Here is a 15,372-nt window from a genome sequence, read left to right as displayed (position 1 = left end):
TCACGCCACCTCATCTGCTCGATCGGAGAACATCAGCGGTTTCGTTCACACACAAGGGAAAACCGCACCCGATGCCATTATCTCGCGCATCGGGTGCGGCCTCACTAGGTCAACTGCTAATCCTGGTGCGGCGCAGCGCCGCCAGCTCCGGGAACTGCGCGATCGCCTGCTCGGCGGTGAGCTGGGGCTTGCGCGGGCCGCGCAGCGTGGCCAGCAGCACCGGCAGGGTGGCCGCGCGCGACGGCGGCGCGGCCAGCGTGTAGACCTCGTAGATCGCGTTGCCCACCACGGACTCGCTGATCGAGGTGCGGGTCATGCGGTCGGCGAACTTCTGCTGGCCCTTACTGATCTTGATCTCGCGGTTCGCCTTGGTGCCGGGGAACCCGCGGTCCTGCTCGCTCGCCGTCGACCACGCGAAGTCGCCTGCCCGGGCGATGGCGGTCTGCGCGTTGCGGGACGTGCCCGGCTTCAGGCCGCCGTTGGCTTCCAGCGCCCGGCGCAGCGCCACCGCGCCGAGCGCGGCGACGGACATGCCGTGTGCGTACACCGGGTTCAGCGCGGTGGCGGCGTCACCGATGACGACAAAGCCTTCCGGCACCGGCAACTTGTCGTAGAAGCGGCGACGGTTGGCCGTGCCGCGGTACGGCTTGACCTCGCCCAGCGGCGTCAGGCCGGAGATCATCTCGGCGATGATCGGGTGCCGCTGCGACTCGGCGAACCGCAGGAAACCCTCCTCGTCGGCCGGCGGCTCACCGCCCCGGGTACCGGTCATCGTGCAGATCCACAGGTTGTTCTCGATCGGGAACAGCGTCGCGCCCTGCCCCGGCTTGCCGGTGCCGGCCTGCGGCTGGATCAGGATCACCGGGATCTCGGAGCCGCCCGGCGGCGCCTGGAACAGCAGCGTGGAGTAGGACAGCCCGGAGTCGACGGTCTCCTCCTCGACGGCCGGAAGGCCGAGCGCCGCAAGGAACTTCGGCGTCTGCGAGCGGCGACCCGTCGCGTCCACGACGAAGTCGGCGTCGATCGTCTCCACCGGCGCGTCGCCGCGCTGGATCCTCACGCCGGTGATCCGGTCGGCGTCCCCGACCAGGCCCTTCACCTGGGTTTGCTGCAGCACGCTGATCTGCGCGTTGCGCAGGGTCTGCTGGCGCACCACGTGATCCATCAGCTCGCGGCTGCACACCAGGGAGTACGCGGTGCTGGCGGCGCGCCGGTGCCAGCCGACCGAGGCCAGCGTGAGCGAGCCGCCGGGCAGCTCGCGGCGGTTCGCGCCGGCCGCGACCAGCAGCTGGCTGGTGCCGGGCAGCAGCGTGTCCATCGCCTGCACGCCACCGCCCATGAACATGTGCGAGTGGTAGCCCTGCGGGAGACCCTTGCGGGGCAACGGGGTCTCCGGGAACGTGTCGCCCTCGACGATCGTGATCGCGTCGGCGTGCCCGACCAGCGCGGCGGCGGCGAGCATGCCCGCCATGCCGCCGCCGAGAACCACGGCGTGTGTGTCGCTCATGCCGTGACCCCCGCGTCGGCCAGGTACTGCCGCATGCGCTGCTCGGCCAGGTCCGGGTCCGGGAACAGGTCGAAGGCGTCGGCCAGCTGGTAGGCCTTGGCCAGATGGGCCGGCGAGCGGTCGTTCTGCTCGCTCCAGATCATCTTGAAGTGGTCCTGGTGGCCCGACAGCCAGGCCAGGAAGGTGAAGCCCGTCTTGTAGAAGCGGATGTCCATGCCGGTGCCCTCGAAGAGATGGAAGGACATCTGCACGGTCGGGCCGAGCAGCTCGGTGAAGCCCGCGGTGTCGCCCTCGTCCAGCTTGCGCACGGCCGCAGCGGCCAGCGGCGCCAGCGGGTCGAGAATGCCCAGCAGCGCGTGGCTGTGGTGCTGGCCGTCGCCGGCGATCAGCGTGGGGTAGCTCATGTCGTCGCCGGTGTAGCACTTGACGCCCTCGGGCAGCCGGCGGCGCATGTCGATCTCGCGGTCCAGCGCCTGCGGCAGCACCTTCACGCCGTCGATCTTGTCGGAGTTCTCGGCCACCACCGCGAGGAAGTTCTCCAGCGCCTGGTCGGGGTCGGCGCTGCCCCAGTAGCCGGCCAGGCCCGGGTCCATCAGCTCGCGGACCCAGTGCAGCACAACGGGCTTGCTGGCCTGCTTGATCAGCTGGCGGTACACCTCGGCGTAGTCGTCGGGGCCGGCGGCCGCGGCGGCGAGCTGCCGGCTGGCCAGGATCACGATCTCGGCGCCGGCCGCCTCCGCGACCTCCATCTGCTGCTCGTACGCGGCCAGCACGTCGGCGACGGAGTGGGTGGCGGTCGGGTCGAGCTGGTCGGTCCAGATGGCCGCGGACAGCCGGCCGCCGACGGCCTTGGCCTCCGCGCCGGACCGCCTGATCAGCTCGGCGGCCAGCGGCCAGTCCAGGCCCATGCCGCGCTGCGAGGTGTCCTGCGCCTCGGTGACGGCCAGGCCGTGCGACCAGAGGTGGCGGCGGAACGCCATCGTGGCGTCCCAGTCCAGGGTGGCCGGGCCGTACTGCGCGTTCGGCGCGGTCGGGTCGGCCACGACGTGGGCCGCCGAGAACATGGTGCGGCTGCGCAACGCGGGGCCGCCGGGAGCAAAGGGGGAGGGCGTCTTCTTGGGCTCGAAGGCAATCAGGTTGCCTTCCGCGTCAGGGAGTTCGATCACAGCAGTCGCTCCGATGCGTCGGTCATGACTTCGCCGGCCCCTATTCCCTCACCGCACAACGACGTCCGGCCACCCCTGCGGAGCAGGAGTGGCCGGACGCTCGTACTACTGGGGAAATCACTCGGGAACCGCGGCCTCCAGGGGCCGGCCGCGCAGCCGGAACCAGGTCGGCACCAGCGTGGCCAGCAGGGCCACCACCGCGGCGTAGGCGATCACCGCGAAGAACATCCACAGTGGACCGGTCGGGATCGGGTTGCCGGTCCGGGCCAGGCTGAACGGGATCAGCGTGGACGGGGTCGCGATGACCCCGAGGATCACGCCGATCACCGCGACCAGCGCTCCCTCGTACGCCATCATGCCCATGATCTGCCGGCGGGTGGAGCCGGTCAGCCGCTGCAGGCCGAACTCCTTGCGGCGGCGGGTGATCGACAGCGCCAGGTTGTTCACGATGGAGATGGTGGTGTAGCCGGCGATCATCGCGACGATCAGGTAGCTCACCAGCGCCTGCGACTTGAGGTGACCGGCGTAGGCGGTGGCCAGGGCGTTGCGGTCCGTGATGCTGCTGCCGGGCAACGTCTGCGACAGCGAGGACAGTGCCGTGCGCAGCTGGTCGACGTTCGTTCCGGGGGTGGCGCGGACGAGGATCTGGATCGGCAGGCCGGGCAGCGTGTGCGCGGCCAGCAGGTTGGCGGGCAGCAGGATCTTGTCGAAGCTGGGCCGGGTCGGGAAGGTCGCGACCAGCTTGACGTCCACCAGGGCCCGGTCGCCCAGCCGCAGGGTGATGGTGTCACCGATGGTGCGGCCGATGCGCTTGGCGTAGGTGTCGGTCAGGGCGACGGTGTTGCCGGTCAGGTTGTTCAGGTCGCCGGAGACCGTCGAGGAGACACCGATCTTCGACGCCGCGTCCGCGGTCACGCCCTGGATCGGCCAGCCGTCGAGGTCCTTGCCGCCCAACGGGTCCGTGGGCTTCTCCACGAAACCGGTGCTGGCGACGAACTCCGAGGCGGCGTCCACGCCGGGCAGCCGGCGGACCTTGGCCAGCACGTCCGGCGTGAAGCCGGTCGCGCCGGACTGCAGCACCAGGTCGGCGTGCAGGTCGTCGGTGTAGGCGGCGGTGCTGACGTCCTGCTCGGTGGTGACCAGGTACAGGTTGGCGGTGGCGATGGCGGTCAGCAGCATCACCGGGGTGATCACCGCCGCCATCCGGGTGGCGCGGGAGCGGGCGTTGAGCGAGCCCAGGTAGCCGGCCAGGCCGGCGAACGGCCGCAGCAGCGGGGCGACGACGGCGGTCATCAGCTTGGCGATGGCCGGGCCGAGCAGGCCGAGTCCGATGGCCAGGCAGATGGAGATCATCGCGGCCGGGCTGGCGGTGAGCGGGCCGGTGACCGAGGTCAGCGTCACGAAAGCCATCAGGGCGGCGACGAGGATGAACACCCAGGCCAGGATGACCCGGCCCCAGCCGAGGCGCACCGGCTGGTTCTCGGCCTCCTGCAGGGCGGCGGTGGGCTTGGTGACGGCGGCGCGGCGGCCGGCGATGCGGGCCGAGGCGATGCCGGTCAGCAGCGCGATCAGGGTGGCGATCACGATCGGCACCGGGCCCAGGTGGAACACGATGCCCTCGGGGGCGATGCCGCTGGCCACGATCTCGTTGTACAGCCACTGGCTGGCCAGGTAGGCCGGCGCGATGGCCACCACGGAGGCCAGCAGCGACACCACGATCGTCTCACCGCGGATCATGCGGCGCAGTTGCCGCGGCGTGGTGCCGATCGCCCGCAGCAGCGCCATCTCCCGACCGCGCTGCTGGTAGGCCAGCGCGAGGGTGGAGGAGGCGCCGAACAGGCCGGCCATGATCGCCATGATGCCGAACACGACCGAGGTGATGGTGACGTCGGTGACCTTGAGGGTGTCCGGGAACTCGGCGTAGCCCCGGTGGTCGCCGGTGAGCACGACGGCCTCGGCGCCGACGGCCGCGGTCAGCTTGTCGCTCAGCGCGGCGACGTCCTGGCCGGCGGCCGGGATGACGCCGATGGCGTTGACGGTGCCGGGCTCGGTGTTGTACTTGGCGACGTCGGCGTCACTGAAGAAGATCGCCGCCTGCGTCACGGTGCCGGCCTCGGCGATGCCGCTCACGGTGAAGCTCTGCGTGGCGCCGTGCACCAGCACGTCGACGGACTGTCCGACCTGGACTCCCGCCACCCGGGCGGACTCCGAGTCGATGACGACCTGGCCGGCCGCGGTCGGCTGGTTGCCGGCCGTCAGCTTGTACGGGGCGAGCTCGGCCGAGGACCAGCCGTGCCCGAGGGAGGTGGTGTCGGTCTCGACCCGGGAGCTGTGGCCGCGGAACAGCTGGCCGCTCGCGGTGACCGGCTTGCCGTCGGAGAGCACCACGGCCGGGAACGACACGTCCGGGACGGCCTTCTCCACGCCCGGGGTCTTGCTCACGGTGTCGATGACGCTCTGGTTGACCCGGACCTGCTCGGCCAGGGTGTACGGGGTCGAGCCGCCGGGCAGGTTGAAGGTGGAGTTGCCGGCGACGACGATCGGGGCCGCGGCCAGCCGCTGGGCCGGCACCGCGTGGTCGGCCGAGGTCTGGACCAGGCCGCCGGCCGCCATCAGCAGGCCGGCGCAGAAGAACATGGCGATGAAGGTGGCGACGAAGCCGCCCCAGCGGTGGCGCAGGCTGCGCATGGCAAGCTTGAACATCACTTGCTCCCGGTGGCGACGGTGTTGCGGCGGGCGGCGACGAAGTTGCCGAGCTGGGTCATGCGCTCGGCGACCGACTCGGGGGTCGGCTGGTGCAGCTCGCCGGCGAGCTGGCCGTCGGCGAGGAAGACCACGCTGTCGGCGTGCGAGGCGGCCACCGGGTCGTGAGTGACCATCACGATCGTCTGGCCGGTCGCGCGCACGCTGCGGCCCAACAGGTTCAGCACGTCACGGGCGGTGCGGGTGTCCAGGGCGCCGGTCGGCTCGTCGGCGAAGATCACCGCCGGGCGGGTGACCAGGGCGCGGGCGATGGCGACGCGCTGCTGCTGGCCGCCGGAGAGCTGGGCCGGCCGGTGGTGCTTGCGCTCGGCCAGGCCGACCTGCTCGATGATCCGGTTGACCTCGGCCTTGTTCGGCTTGCGGCCGGCCAACTGCAGCGGCAGCGTCACGTTCTGGTACACGGTCAGCGCGGGCAGCAGGTTGAACGACTGGAAGATGAAGCCGATGCGGTCCCGGCGCAGGATCGTCAGCTTGGCCTCGCTGAGGCCCTCGATCTTCTGGCCGGCCAGCGTCACCGAGCCGGAGGTCGGCGTGTCCAGGCCGGCCGCGCAGTGCAGCAGCGTGGACTTGCCGGAGCCCGACGGCCCCATCACGGCGGTGAAAGTGCCCTGGCGAAAGCCGATGGTGACGCCGCCGAGGGCGACGACCTCGTTGTCTCCCTTGCCGTAGACCTTGCGCACCTGGTCCAGCTGGACGGTGGTCGCGGTGTTGAGCTGCGTGGTTGTCACTTCAGACTCCTGTGTGGGATCGGCACTTCGGACTGCTGAGTTGGAACCCGTTGCGCTGAACTATACATACGTATGATGCGTTTGTATAGGACGTACGTTTAAATGTACTTCTACCTGCGGTTTTGTCCCCGACGGCACCACGTCGAGGCCCCTAGGTGATCGTCACAGCACGGTGAGTGACCCACCGGAGGCACGAGTAGAGGGCCCTCCCCCGCTGCCGAGCGCGGGGGAGGACAGGGATGGGGAGCAGGGTGAAAGGGCAGGCCGGGTCGCTCCACCGCGGGTGGACAGGCGCGGTGGACCACGGGCGTGCGTCATCAACGCCCTGGGGCGTCGGAAAAGAAGGGAGGAATCTCAGATCGAGCGGCCGGCGTCAGCGCGCTGCGGCGGCTCGTGGACACGCATGCCCTGCTCGACTCCACGGACGAACAGGGCCAGTCCGGGTCGGGCGCGGCCCCGCTGGCGGGGCCGCGGCGCCCGGGTCAACCAAGGATCAGTTGCTGGCACTGCCGACCGGAACGGTCTCGGAGTTGCCCGAGAAGCTGCGCGCGATGATGCCCAGCGCCTCGGTGATGTCGTCACCGTTCAACGCGGTGGTGGGATCGATCAGCCACTGGGCCATGATCCCGGTCAGCAGCGCCTGGTTGAACGCGCCGACCAGCGACGCCTGCCGCCCGTCCACCTCGGGGTCGATGTTGTTGAAGAGCATGCCCAGACCCGGCCAACCCTCGGCGTTGCCGGCGGTCAGCACCTGGCGAACGTCCTCGGCGTGCTCGATCTGCGCCAGCACCTCGAACTGCGCGGTCCACAACTGCTTGTTGGCACCGAACATCTCGACGATGCGCGCCCAGATCGCCTCGTAGCGTTCGCGCGGGCCCAGGTGGTCCACCTCGGCCTCGATCAGAGTCTTCGCAAGCTGTTCACCCCACTCCCGAACCGACTGGATCAGCGCCTGGTTCAGCAGGGCCTCTTTGGACCCGTAGTGGTAGCCGATGGACGCCAGATTGGCGCCGGAGGCCGCCACGATGTCACGCGCGGTCGTTCTCGCGTAACCCTTCTCGACGAGGCAGCGCTTGGCGCCGGCCAGCAGGTCTTCTCGATGTCCCATGCATCCATTCTACCTCATGTCCTATACAAATGTCCTAGACAGAAGTCTGGTACTTGCCGCGTCATCCGGTCGGCGCCGACGACGCGACGTGCAGGGACAGACCCGCCGGGAGGTCCTTGCGGCCACCCACGTTGAGCTTGCGGTACACCTTGGTCAGGTGCTGTTCCACGGTGCTGGGCGTGATGTACAGGCGGCGACCGATCTCGCGGTTGGTGTGCCCGAGGGTCGCCAGGGCGGCCACCCGCAGCTCCGCCGCGCTCAGCACCGAGCCGACGGCGTCGTCGGCCTCCTCCGGTGCGGCGGTCGGTGTCTCCGCGACGTCGACGCTCCACCGGGACAGCCGGTCCAGCAGCGGTGCGGCGTGACACGACCTCGCCTCCTGACTCGCCCGCAGCGCGGCGGACCGCGCCAGCTCCAGTTCGCCCAGCTCGTGGTGCGCCTGGGCCAGGTCGACCAGGCAGCGGGCCAGCTCCAGCCGGTCGCCGCACGCCTGCAGGTGGTCCAGCGCGGCGTAGAGCAGCCGCGGCCGTTCCTTCGGATCGCTGGTCGCCGCCAACACCCGTAGCGACACGCCCTTGACCCGGCCGGTGACCCCACCCGCCCACTCCAGCTGGGCGGTGACCAGCTCCTTGGCCGTCCACGGCCGGCCCAGCAGCACCTGCACCTCGGCCAGGTCGCCGCGCCACATGGAGATCACCGGCACGTCCAGGCCGAGCGCGCCCACCAGCTCGCCGCACTCCTCGAAGTCGCTGAACGCGGCCAGCAGCCGGCCGGTGGCCAGGTAGTGGTGGCCACGGGCGTTCAGGTAGCGCGGGCCGAAGATCGTGGAGAACATGGCCTCCGGCACGATCTGCTGCGCCAGCGCGGCAGCCTTGTCGTGCCGGCCCATCGCGGTGTTGGCCAGCATCAGCGTGGACAGCGGGTATCCGATGAGGACACCCCAGTTCTGCGGGCTCATCAGCTCCATCGCCGCCGCGGCCAGTTCGTCCGCGTGCAGCGGATCCCCTTGGCGCAGCGCGATGTGCGCCCGCATGCTGGACAGAACCGCCTGCCACATCGGGGCATTGCGCCGCTCGGCGTCCGCGAGCAGCCGGTCACACGAGGAAGCCGCTTCCTCCACCCGGTCCGCGCCGATCAGCACCGACAGCGCCGTCGCCAGCATCTCCAGCGTGGAGTCGCCGAGCGCGCAACTGGCCAGCACGTGCAGCGCGTTGTTGACCAGCTCCTCGCCGCCGCTGTGCTGCATCATCGACGTCAGCGTGACCCGGGCCCGGGTCCAGGGATTGTTGGTCGTCTCCTGCGGCATCGAGCCGGGGGCCGTGCCGTAGACGAACTGGTAGGCCAGGCCCAGCTCGGCGGCGATCTGCGCGTCCGCCTCCGTCAGCGACTCCATCACGGTGCCCAGCTGTGCGGTCGCGTCGTCGAGTTTCCCCTGCCACAGCAGGTACCTGATGAACGTGACGAGATCACGGCCGGTGAGCGTGCCGTCGGCCATGGCGTCGTGCAGCGGCGCGAGCCGGCGCGAAGCCGCCAGCGGGTTGACCCGCCACTCCGCCCGCGCCAGCGCCGCGGTGATGAGAATGCGTTCCCTCTCGTCCTCGCTGGCCCGCAAAGCCAGGCTGAGACAACGGATCGCGGTGTCCACGTCGTCGTCGACCAGCGACTGGTCCGCCGCCTCGCGCAGGATCCGGATCGCCCACGGCGCGCCGGCGTCGTCCGAACCGAGCACGTGCCGGGCAACCGTGATCGGCGAGGCGCCGTTCCAGTACAGGAGTTCCGCCGCGTCCCGGTGCATCGTGATCCGCTCGGCCGGGCTCAGGCTGTCCAGCAGCGCCGCGTGCACGGCCGGCCTTTTCAGCTCGGCGGGGCTGAACTGGCCCGAGCGCGCCATGCTGTCCAGGTGCTGCTCCACGGAGCCGCCGTCCATCTCGATCAGCCGGCCCACCAGCGCGGGCGTCGCCTGCTCACCGAGAATCGCCATGCCCCGCGCCACCTCCAGGAAACTCGGCTCGCTGCGGTGCAGGCAGGCCAGCACCGCCCGGCCGAACGCGGCGCCGACGTAGGGCTCCCCCTCACCGTGCGCCTGGTCGTCGATCAGCGCCTTCACCAGCAGCGGCACGCCGCCGCTCACCGCGTGAATGCCCTCCGCGAGCTTTTCCTTGCCTGCGCCCAGTTTCAGCTCGACAAGATCGGCGACGCCGGCCGCGGACAGCGGCTTGAGCGTGAGCTCCCGGTGCGGGCAGCCGGCCAGCTCGGCGTGGAACCACGGGCGGGACGACCAGGGCTGGGCGCATTCGCTCAGCACCATCAGCACCGGGATGGTCCGCATCCGCCGGATCAGGTAGAGGAGGGCCTGCAGCGAGGCGTCGTCGGCGTACTGGACGTCGTCGACGACCATGACGACGGGGCGGTCCTTGGCCAGCGTGGAGACGATCGTGCACAGCTCCTGGGCCACGCGGGCGTCGGACGGGCGCATCGCCGGGCCGCCGAACCGCCCCGGGTCCGCCGCCGGCAGGATCAGGCTGGCCGCGCGCGCGATCACCGCGGGCGGCAGGGTGTCGCTGTGGAAGAGCTGGCCCAGCACGCCGCGCTGGAGCGCGCCCTCGGCACGAGCGCCGGTCGCGCTGAGCAGCAGTGCACCGGAGTCGACCACGAAGTCGCCGAACGCGTGCAGCAGTTCGGTCTTGCCGCTGGCGAACCGGCCGCTGACCAGGACCAGCTGGCCCCGGCCCTCGCCGCAGCCGGCGAACGCGTCCTTGAGCAGTTCCAATTCGCCGGACCGATCGACAAGCTCCATAGTGCACTCACCCCACGTTCGCACCGCTCGCAAAAACACCCTCATCGAACGCGTCGAGCCGACCGTAGAATGGCGGTGGACCGACGTCAACTAGGGAAAACCGGGGTAATTGCACCGCCTGCCCGTCCTCGCCGCGACAGCCTGCCCAACAACGTCAGCACGGCTCCGACCGTGTCAACCTAACAGGGGATCCCCTAGGAGAAGGCCAGTCTTCACCCCCATTTCGGAATTGCCGATTCAGTGTCACGAGTCGGTCACGACCGGGGATTTGAACGGGATATGAACGCCCTGCCCTAACGTCAACGTCGGCCGAGGACCTTGGGGGTCAGGACTATGGCGATGAGCAACGTGGCGGCCGCGGGGGCCGTCCTCACGCTGCCGGCGCGGCCGGCCGTCATCGAGGCGGTGACGGTCGTCGTGGCCAGTGGCGAACCGGTGGTGAGACTCGGACTACGGGTGCTGTGCGGCGACTTCGACGTCGTCGCCGAGGCCGCGACCGCGCGCGACGCCGTTCGGGAGGTGCTGCTGCACCGGCCCGACGTGCTCGTGCTCGACCTCGTCGACGGCGAGACCGTGCTCGCCGAGCTGCGGCGTTCCGCGCGGGACGTCGCCGTGCTGGCGCTGGCGTCGACCGACGACGACGATTCCCTGCGGGCGGCGCTGCGCTCCGGCGTGCGGGGCTATCTGCACAAGGACGCCAACCGCGACGAGATCGTGCGCGCGATCCAGGGCGTGGCCGCCGGGGAGATGATCTTCGGGCCGGCGGCGGCCGACCGGCTGCTGGGATTGGTCGGGCGGCCGCTCGGTGTGGCCGCGACACCGTTTCCCGGGCTGACCGGGCGGGAACGAGAGGTGCTGAACCTCGTCGCCGCCGGGCTGTCCAACCAGCTGATCGCCCGACAGCTGCGGCTGTCGCCGAAGACCGTCAGCAACCATCTGTCGGCGATCTTCGCCAAGCTGCGGACAGCGTCGCGGGCGGAGGCGATCGTGTTGGCCAGGGAGGCGGGGTTGGGGATGGGGATGGTGTAGTTCTCGGCGGCTGCGTCCACATGGTGAGGGTGGGCGCAGCCGGCTGTGGCCGGGCCTGCCTCACTTCGTCGTCGCGCTGCTGCGTGCTGGCGCTTCTGCGTTCTGCCGGCTGGCGGTGGGATTGGTCGGAGGGTTCCCGCCCACCCGCCCTTTCGGTTCGTTAGCGGGGGCCTGTGTTGAAGATTCTCCGTTCTTCAGTCAGGTGGGTGGTTGCGGATGCGGATTGCCGCCTGTTGGTTGGTGGTTGCGTTTAAAGAGGGCTTAGGACGGGAGGGATGGTTGACGGGAGTTACAGTGGGGAAAGCACTTTCCGAGAATATCACCCACAAGGGTAATGTTTGGCAAGCAAGGGGAAAATGGCTGGTTGGGGCGGTAGAATGAGGCTATGACAGCGATCTTCGATGGGACTGCTTTGTGGCAGCTCGATGAGGAATCGCTGCATGGCGCGCTCAGGGATGGGGAGGCGGAGCGGCGGCGGATATATCTGGAGAGCCTCGAAGTCGTTGGGGAGTTGTTGTCCCGCGCGGGTAGGGACAAGGACGCCGTCGCCGTTCTGTGTGCGGACATGTGTGCGGGGATGGGGATCTCGCGGCGCGAGGCGCTTCGGCTGATCGAGCGGGCGCAACTGCTGCGGCGGGACAAGGTCCGCGAGGCGGCTCATGTCGAGGGGCTCAGTCCGGAGCATCTTGCCGCGATTGACAAGACCATTGGGCTGCGCCGGTGGCGGATCGGAACAAGGTTGAGCAGCATATGCTCGCCGAAGCGCCCAAGGTCGATTCCGCCGGCATGGCCGCAATCGGACGCCGCATCCTCCAACTGCTCGACCAGGACGGGAAAGCGCCCGATGACCGCGACCTCGCCGAGCCGCGCAGGGAGTTTCACTTCACCAGCCGCACCGACGGCACCTTCGCCTTTCGGGGACGGATCGACGCCGAGGCCGGGGCCACCCTCGCGGCGCTGATCAGCCCGTTGGCCAAGCCGACCTCCGCCAACGACGAGCGTGACATCGCACAGCGGCAAGGGGATGCGCTGGTCGAGGTCATCGAATTGGCGGCGGGCAACAAGAAGGCCCCTACGGAAGCCGGCGAGCGGCCGCACGTGGCGGTGACGGTGTCACTGGAGGTGCTGAAGAAGCAGATCGGCACCGCCAAGCTGGCGGCCAACGGGTACACCGACGCGGCCTCGGCGCGCAGGATCGCCTGCGACTGCAAGGTCCTCCCGATCGTCCTCGGATCAAAATCCGACCCGCTGGACTTCGGGCGGCTCACCCGGACAATCCCCCACCGGCTCCGCAGAGCGCTGATCCACCGGGATCAAGGATGCGCCTTCCCCGGCTGCCAACGGCTGCCGAGACAATGCCACGCCCACCACATCGTGCACTGGGCGGACGGTGGGCCGACCAGCCTGGACAACTGTGTGTTGCTGTGCGGACACCACCACCGCGTGATCCACCACAGCAGGTGGAACGTGGTGATGGTGGACAAGCGGCCGGAATTCGTGCCGCCGCACTACCTGAACTAGCCGACGCGGCGGCGGGCGAAGCCGTCCAGGACGGAACGCTCGACACCGACGGCGGCCTCCACCTCGGCGACGTCCAAGGCGCCGCAGTCCATTCCACGGACGAGGGCGGCGCTCATGGCCTGGGCGGTGGCGGGCTCGTCGAGGAAAGTGCCGGAAGACTTGGACAAGTAGGCGCGGAGGCGGGCGGCGGCCTGGGGGAAGGCGTTGCGGTAGAAGGAGAAAGTGGCGAGGAAGCGGGTGGGGAGCTGATGGGGGTGCAGGTCCCAGCCCTGGTAGAGGGCGTGCGACAGGGAGCGGGTGACGAGGCGGGTGTGCAGGCGCCAACCGGCGTGAACGGCATCCGAACCGCCCACGGGAAGAATGTTGGTGGAGCCGTCGGAGACGGTGACGCCGGTGCCGGCGGCGGCCAGGAGCATGACGTTCTTGGCGTGGTCGGCGACGGGATGCTCCATGGACTGGTGGGCAGCGGTGACGCCGCAGGCGGCGCTGTAGTCGTAGGTGCCGTAGTGCAAACCAACGCAGCGGCGGTCGGAGGCATGGATCATGCGGGCCACGGTGGCGGCGCCGTCCGGGCCGAGCACGGCCTGGGTGGTCTCGATCTGGAGCTCGAAGCGGAGTTCATGATCGAAACGCTCCAACTGGGTGCAGAGCCAGACCATGGACTCGACCTGCTCCACCGACGTGACCTTGGGCAGGGTGATGACGAAGTTGGGAGGCAGGGGATTCAAGGCGTCCAACAGCAGAGCGAGGGTGCGGACGCCGCGGCGACGGCCGGAAGGCTCGAAACCCTTGATGCGGACGCCGGAAAACGGGGTGGCGGCGGCCTCCAGAACCTCGGCGGCGGCAACCACATGGCGGTCCTCGGTGGCGTCGTCGGGGGAACCGTAGCCGTCCTCGAAGTCGATACGAAGATCCTCGATGGGCTCACGGGCGAGCTTCGAACGAACCCGATCGTGCACGGGGACGGCGTCGACGCCGGTGGCGTCGGTCAGGGCACCGGCGTCGGGGGCGAATTCGTCCAGGGCGGCAAGGGCGCGTTTGCCCCACGAGTCCACCAAATCCGGCACGACGGCGTCCGCCGGCACGTACACGGTGTGCACGGGCTGACGGGCGCCGGCCGAACCCGGATAGAGGCGCTCACGCACGGCATCCACATCGGACAGCTGACTGTCCAACTCGGACACGAGCTTGTCGAGATCCATCAGTCGATCTTGTCGTAGGCCGGCAGCGTCAGGAAGTCCACGAAGTCGTCATCGAGGGCGACCTGTTCGAACAGGGCACAGGCGTCGTCGAGGTGGTCACCGGACAAGGAACCCTTGACGTCGGCGAGGACCTGGCGGACGAGGTCGGCGGTGACGACCTGACCATCGGACAACACGGTGCCGTTGTGCACCCACTGCCACAGCTGCGAGCGTGAGATCTCGGCGGTGGCGGCGTCCTCCATCAGGTTGTGGATGGCGGCGGCGCCGTTGCCGGAAAGCCAGGACTGGATGTATCGAACGCCGACGTCGACGGCGGACTGGACGCCGGCGAAGGTGGCCTCGCCGGGCGTCGACTTGACGTCCAACAGCTGGTCGGCGGTGACCCGCACCTCGGGGCGCAGCTTGTCCAACTGGTTGGGACGCTTGCCGAGCACATCGTCGAAAACCTGCTGGCACACGGGAACCAGGTCGGGGTGGGCGACCCACGAGCCGTCGAAGCCGTCGTTGGCCTCACGGCTCTTGTCGGCCCGCACCTTCTCCAGCGCGGCGGCGGTGACCTCGGGGTCGCGGCGGTTCGGGATGAACGCGGCCATGCCGCCCATGGCGAAAGCGCCGCGCTTGTGGCAGGTCCGCACGAGCAGCTCGGTGTAGGCCCGCATGAACGGGGCGGTCATGGTGACGGTGTTGCGGTCCGGCAGCACGAACTCCTCGCCGGCGTCCCGGAAGGTCTTGATCAGGCTGAACAGGTAGTCCCAGCGGCCGGCGTTCAGGCCGGAGGCGTGATCACGCAGCTCGTAGAGGATCTCCTCCATCTCGAACGCGGCCGGCACGGTCTCGATCAGCACGGTGGCGCGGATGGTGCCGTGCGGAATGTCCAGCGCGGCCTGCGCGTGCGTGAAGACGTCGTTCCACAGCCGGGCCTCGAGGTGGCTCTCCATCTTCGGCAGGTAGAAGTACGGGCCGCTGCCGCGGGCGAGCAGCTCGCGGACGTTGTGGAAGAAGTACAGGCCGAAGTCGACCAGCGCGCCGACGGCGGGCCGGCCGTCGACGTCGACGTGCCGCTCGTCCAGGTGCCAGCCGCGGGGGCGCATCACGATGGTCGCGGGCCGGACGTCGGAGCGCAGCGCGTAGTGCTTGCCCTCGGGCGAGGTGTGCACGATGGTGCCGCGCACGGCGTCGTACAGGTTCTCCTGGCCGGAGATCACGTTGTGCCAGTGCGGGGTGTTGGCGTCCTCCAGGTCGGCCAGCCACACCTTGGCCCCGGAGTTGAGCGCGTTGATCGCCATCTTGCGCTCGGTCGGCCCGGTGATCTCCACCCGCCGGTCCCGCAGCGCGGGCGGGGCCGCGGCGACCTGCCACTGCGCGTCACGGATGTGCGCCGTCTCCGGCAGGAAGTCCAGCTTCCGGCCGCGCTTGGCGGCCCGAGCGGCGATCAGCTCGTCGCGACGGGGGGCGAACGTCCGGTTGAGGTCGGTGATGAAATCCACCGCTTCCGGGGTCAGGATCTCAGGCACTGTTTTCCTCATCGTGGAGTTTTTCTTCCAGAACCGA

Annotated in this window: 10 protein-coding genes; 2 read left to right on the top strand and 8 right to left on the bottom strand. The window is 69.6% G+C overall.

Annotation, left to right across the window (positions count from 1 at the left end):
• Positions 1-109: 109 nt before the first annotated feature.
• From BJ998_RS31300 to BJ998_RS31275, 6 genes are all read right to left on the bottom strand, one after another.
• Entirely contained in the window at positions 110-1,507 is a 1,398-nt protein-coding gene (locus tag BJ998_RS31300; protein ID WP_184866924.1) for an NAD(P)/FAD-dependent oxidoreductase, read from the bottom strand.
• A complete protein-coding gene (locus tag BJ998_RS31295) occupies positions 1,504-2,673 on the bottom strand; it encodes a DUF993 family protein (RefSeq protein ID WP_184866923.1) in 1,170 nt (389 codons plus the stop codon). Before BJ998_RS31295 ends, BJ998_RS31300 begins: the two co-directional genes overlap by 4 nt.
• A 117-nt stretch (positions 2,674-2,790) precedes the next feature.
• Positions 2,791-5,376 (bottom strand): ABC transporter permease, encoded by a 2,586-nt coding sequence (locus BJ998_RS31290; RefSeq protein ID WP_184866922.1) that lies wholly within the window; start codon positions 5,374-5,376, stop codon positions 2,791-2,793.
• On the bottom strand, positions 5,376-6,164 hold the full coding sequence (locus BJ998_RS31285) for an ABC transporter ATP-binding protein (protein ID WP_184866921.1): 789 nt from the start codon (positions 6,162-6,164) through the stop codon (positions 5,376-5,378). Before BJ998_RS31285 ends, BJ998_RS31290 begins: the two co-directional genes overlap by 1 nt.
• Before the next feature lie 493 nt (positions 6,165-6,657).
• On the bottom strand, positions 6,658-7,272 hold the full coding sequence (locus BJ998_RS31280) for a TetR/AcrR family transcriptional regulator (RefSeq protein ID WP_184866920.1): 615 nt from the start codon (positions 7,270-7,272) through the stop codon (positions 6,658-6,660).
• Between the two features lie 61 nt (positions 7,273-7,333).
• The gene (locus tag BJ998_RS31275; protein ID WP_184866919.1) at positions 7,334-10,069 is read right to left on the bottom strand and encodes a helix-turn-helix transcriptional regulator; all 2,736 of its coding nucleotides are present in this window, start codon (positions 10,067-10,069) and stop codon (positions 7,334-7,336) included.
• Between the two features lie 339 nt (positions 10,070-10,408).
• Here BJ998_RS31275 and BJ998_RS31270 point away from each other — a divergent pair, with 339 nt between their 5' ends.
• Together BJ998_RS31270 and BJ998_RS31265 are read left to right on the top strand one after the other, a co-directional pair.
• Positions 10,409-11,098: a LuxR C-terminal-related transcriptional regulator gene (locus tag BJ998_RS31270; protein ID WP_184866918.1), complete on the top strand. Its 690-nt coding sequence runs from the start codon at positions 10,409-10,411 to the stop codon at positions 11,096-11,098.
• A 720-nt stretch (positions 11,099-11,818) separates the two neighbouring features.
• On the top strand, positions 11,819-12,619 hold the full coding sequence (locus tag BJ998_RS31265) for an HNH endonuclease signature motif containing protein (RefSeq protein ID WP_184866917.1): 801 nt from the start codon (positions 11,819-11,821) through the stop codon (positions 12,617-12,619).
• Here the strand turns inward: BJ998_RS31265 and BJ998_RS31260 are convergent.
• The gene (locus BJ998_RS31260; RefSeq protein WP_184866916.1) at positions 12,616-13,821 is read right to left on the bottom strand and encodes a DUF6986 family protein; all 1,206 of its coding nucleotides are present in this window, start codon (positions 13,819-13,821) and stop codon (positions 12,616-12,618) included. The genes BJ998_RS31265 and BJ998_RS31260 overlap by 4 nt on opposite strands.
• Positions 13,821-15,335: a malate synthase A gene (aceB, locus tag BJ998_RS31255; RefSeq protein ID WP_312890414.1), complete on the bottom strand. Its 1,515-nt coding sequence runs from the start codon at positions 15,333-15,335 to the stop codon at positions 13,821-13,823. Before aceB ends, BJ998_RS31260 begins: the two co-directional genes overlap by 1 nt.
• Positions 15,336-15,372 lie beyond the last annotated feature (37 nt).

The sequence above is a fragment of the Kutzneria kofuensis genome, assembly GCF_014203355.1.
GTDB lineage: Bacteria > Actinomycetota > Actinomycetes > Mycobacteriales > Pseudonocardiaceae > Kutzneria > Kutzneria kofuensis.
This window is presented reverse-complemented; position numbering and strand designations above follow the sequence as displayed.

Coding starts and splice junctions, on each gene's coding strand:
- BJ998_RS31300 (WP_184866924.1), bottom strand. CDS start 1,507: ATGAGCGACACACACGCCGTGGTTCTCGGCGGCGGCATGGCGGGCATG.
- BJ998_RS31270 (WP_184866918.1), top strand. CDS start 10,409: ATGAGCAACGTGGCGGCCGCGGGGGCCGTCCTCACGCTGCCGGCGCGG.
- BJ998_RS31280 (WP_184866920.1), bottom strand. CDS start 7,272: ATGGGACATCGAGAAGACCTGCTGGCCGGCGCCAAGCGCTGCCTCGTC.
- BJ998_RS31260 (WP_184866916.1), bottom strand. CDS start 13,821: ATGGATCTCGACAAGCTCGTGTCCGAGTTGGACAGTCAGCTGTCCGAT.
- BJ998_RS31290 (WP_184866922.1), bottom strand. CDS start 5,376: ATGTTCAAGCTTGCCATGCGCAGCCTGCGCCACCGCTGGGGCGGCTTC.
- BJ998_RS31275 (WP_184866919.1), bottom strand. CDS start 10,069: ATGGAGCTTGTCGATCGGTCCGGCGAATTGGAACTGCTCAAGGACGCG.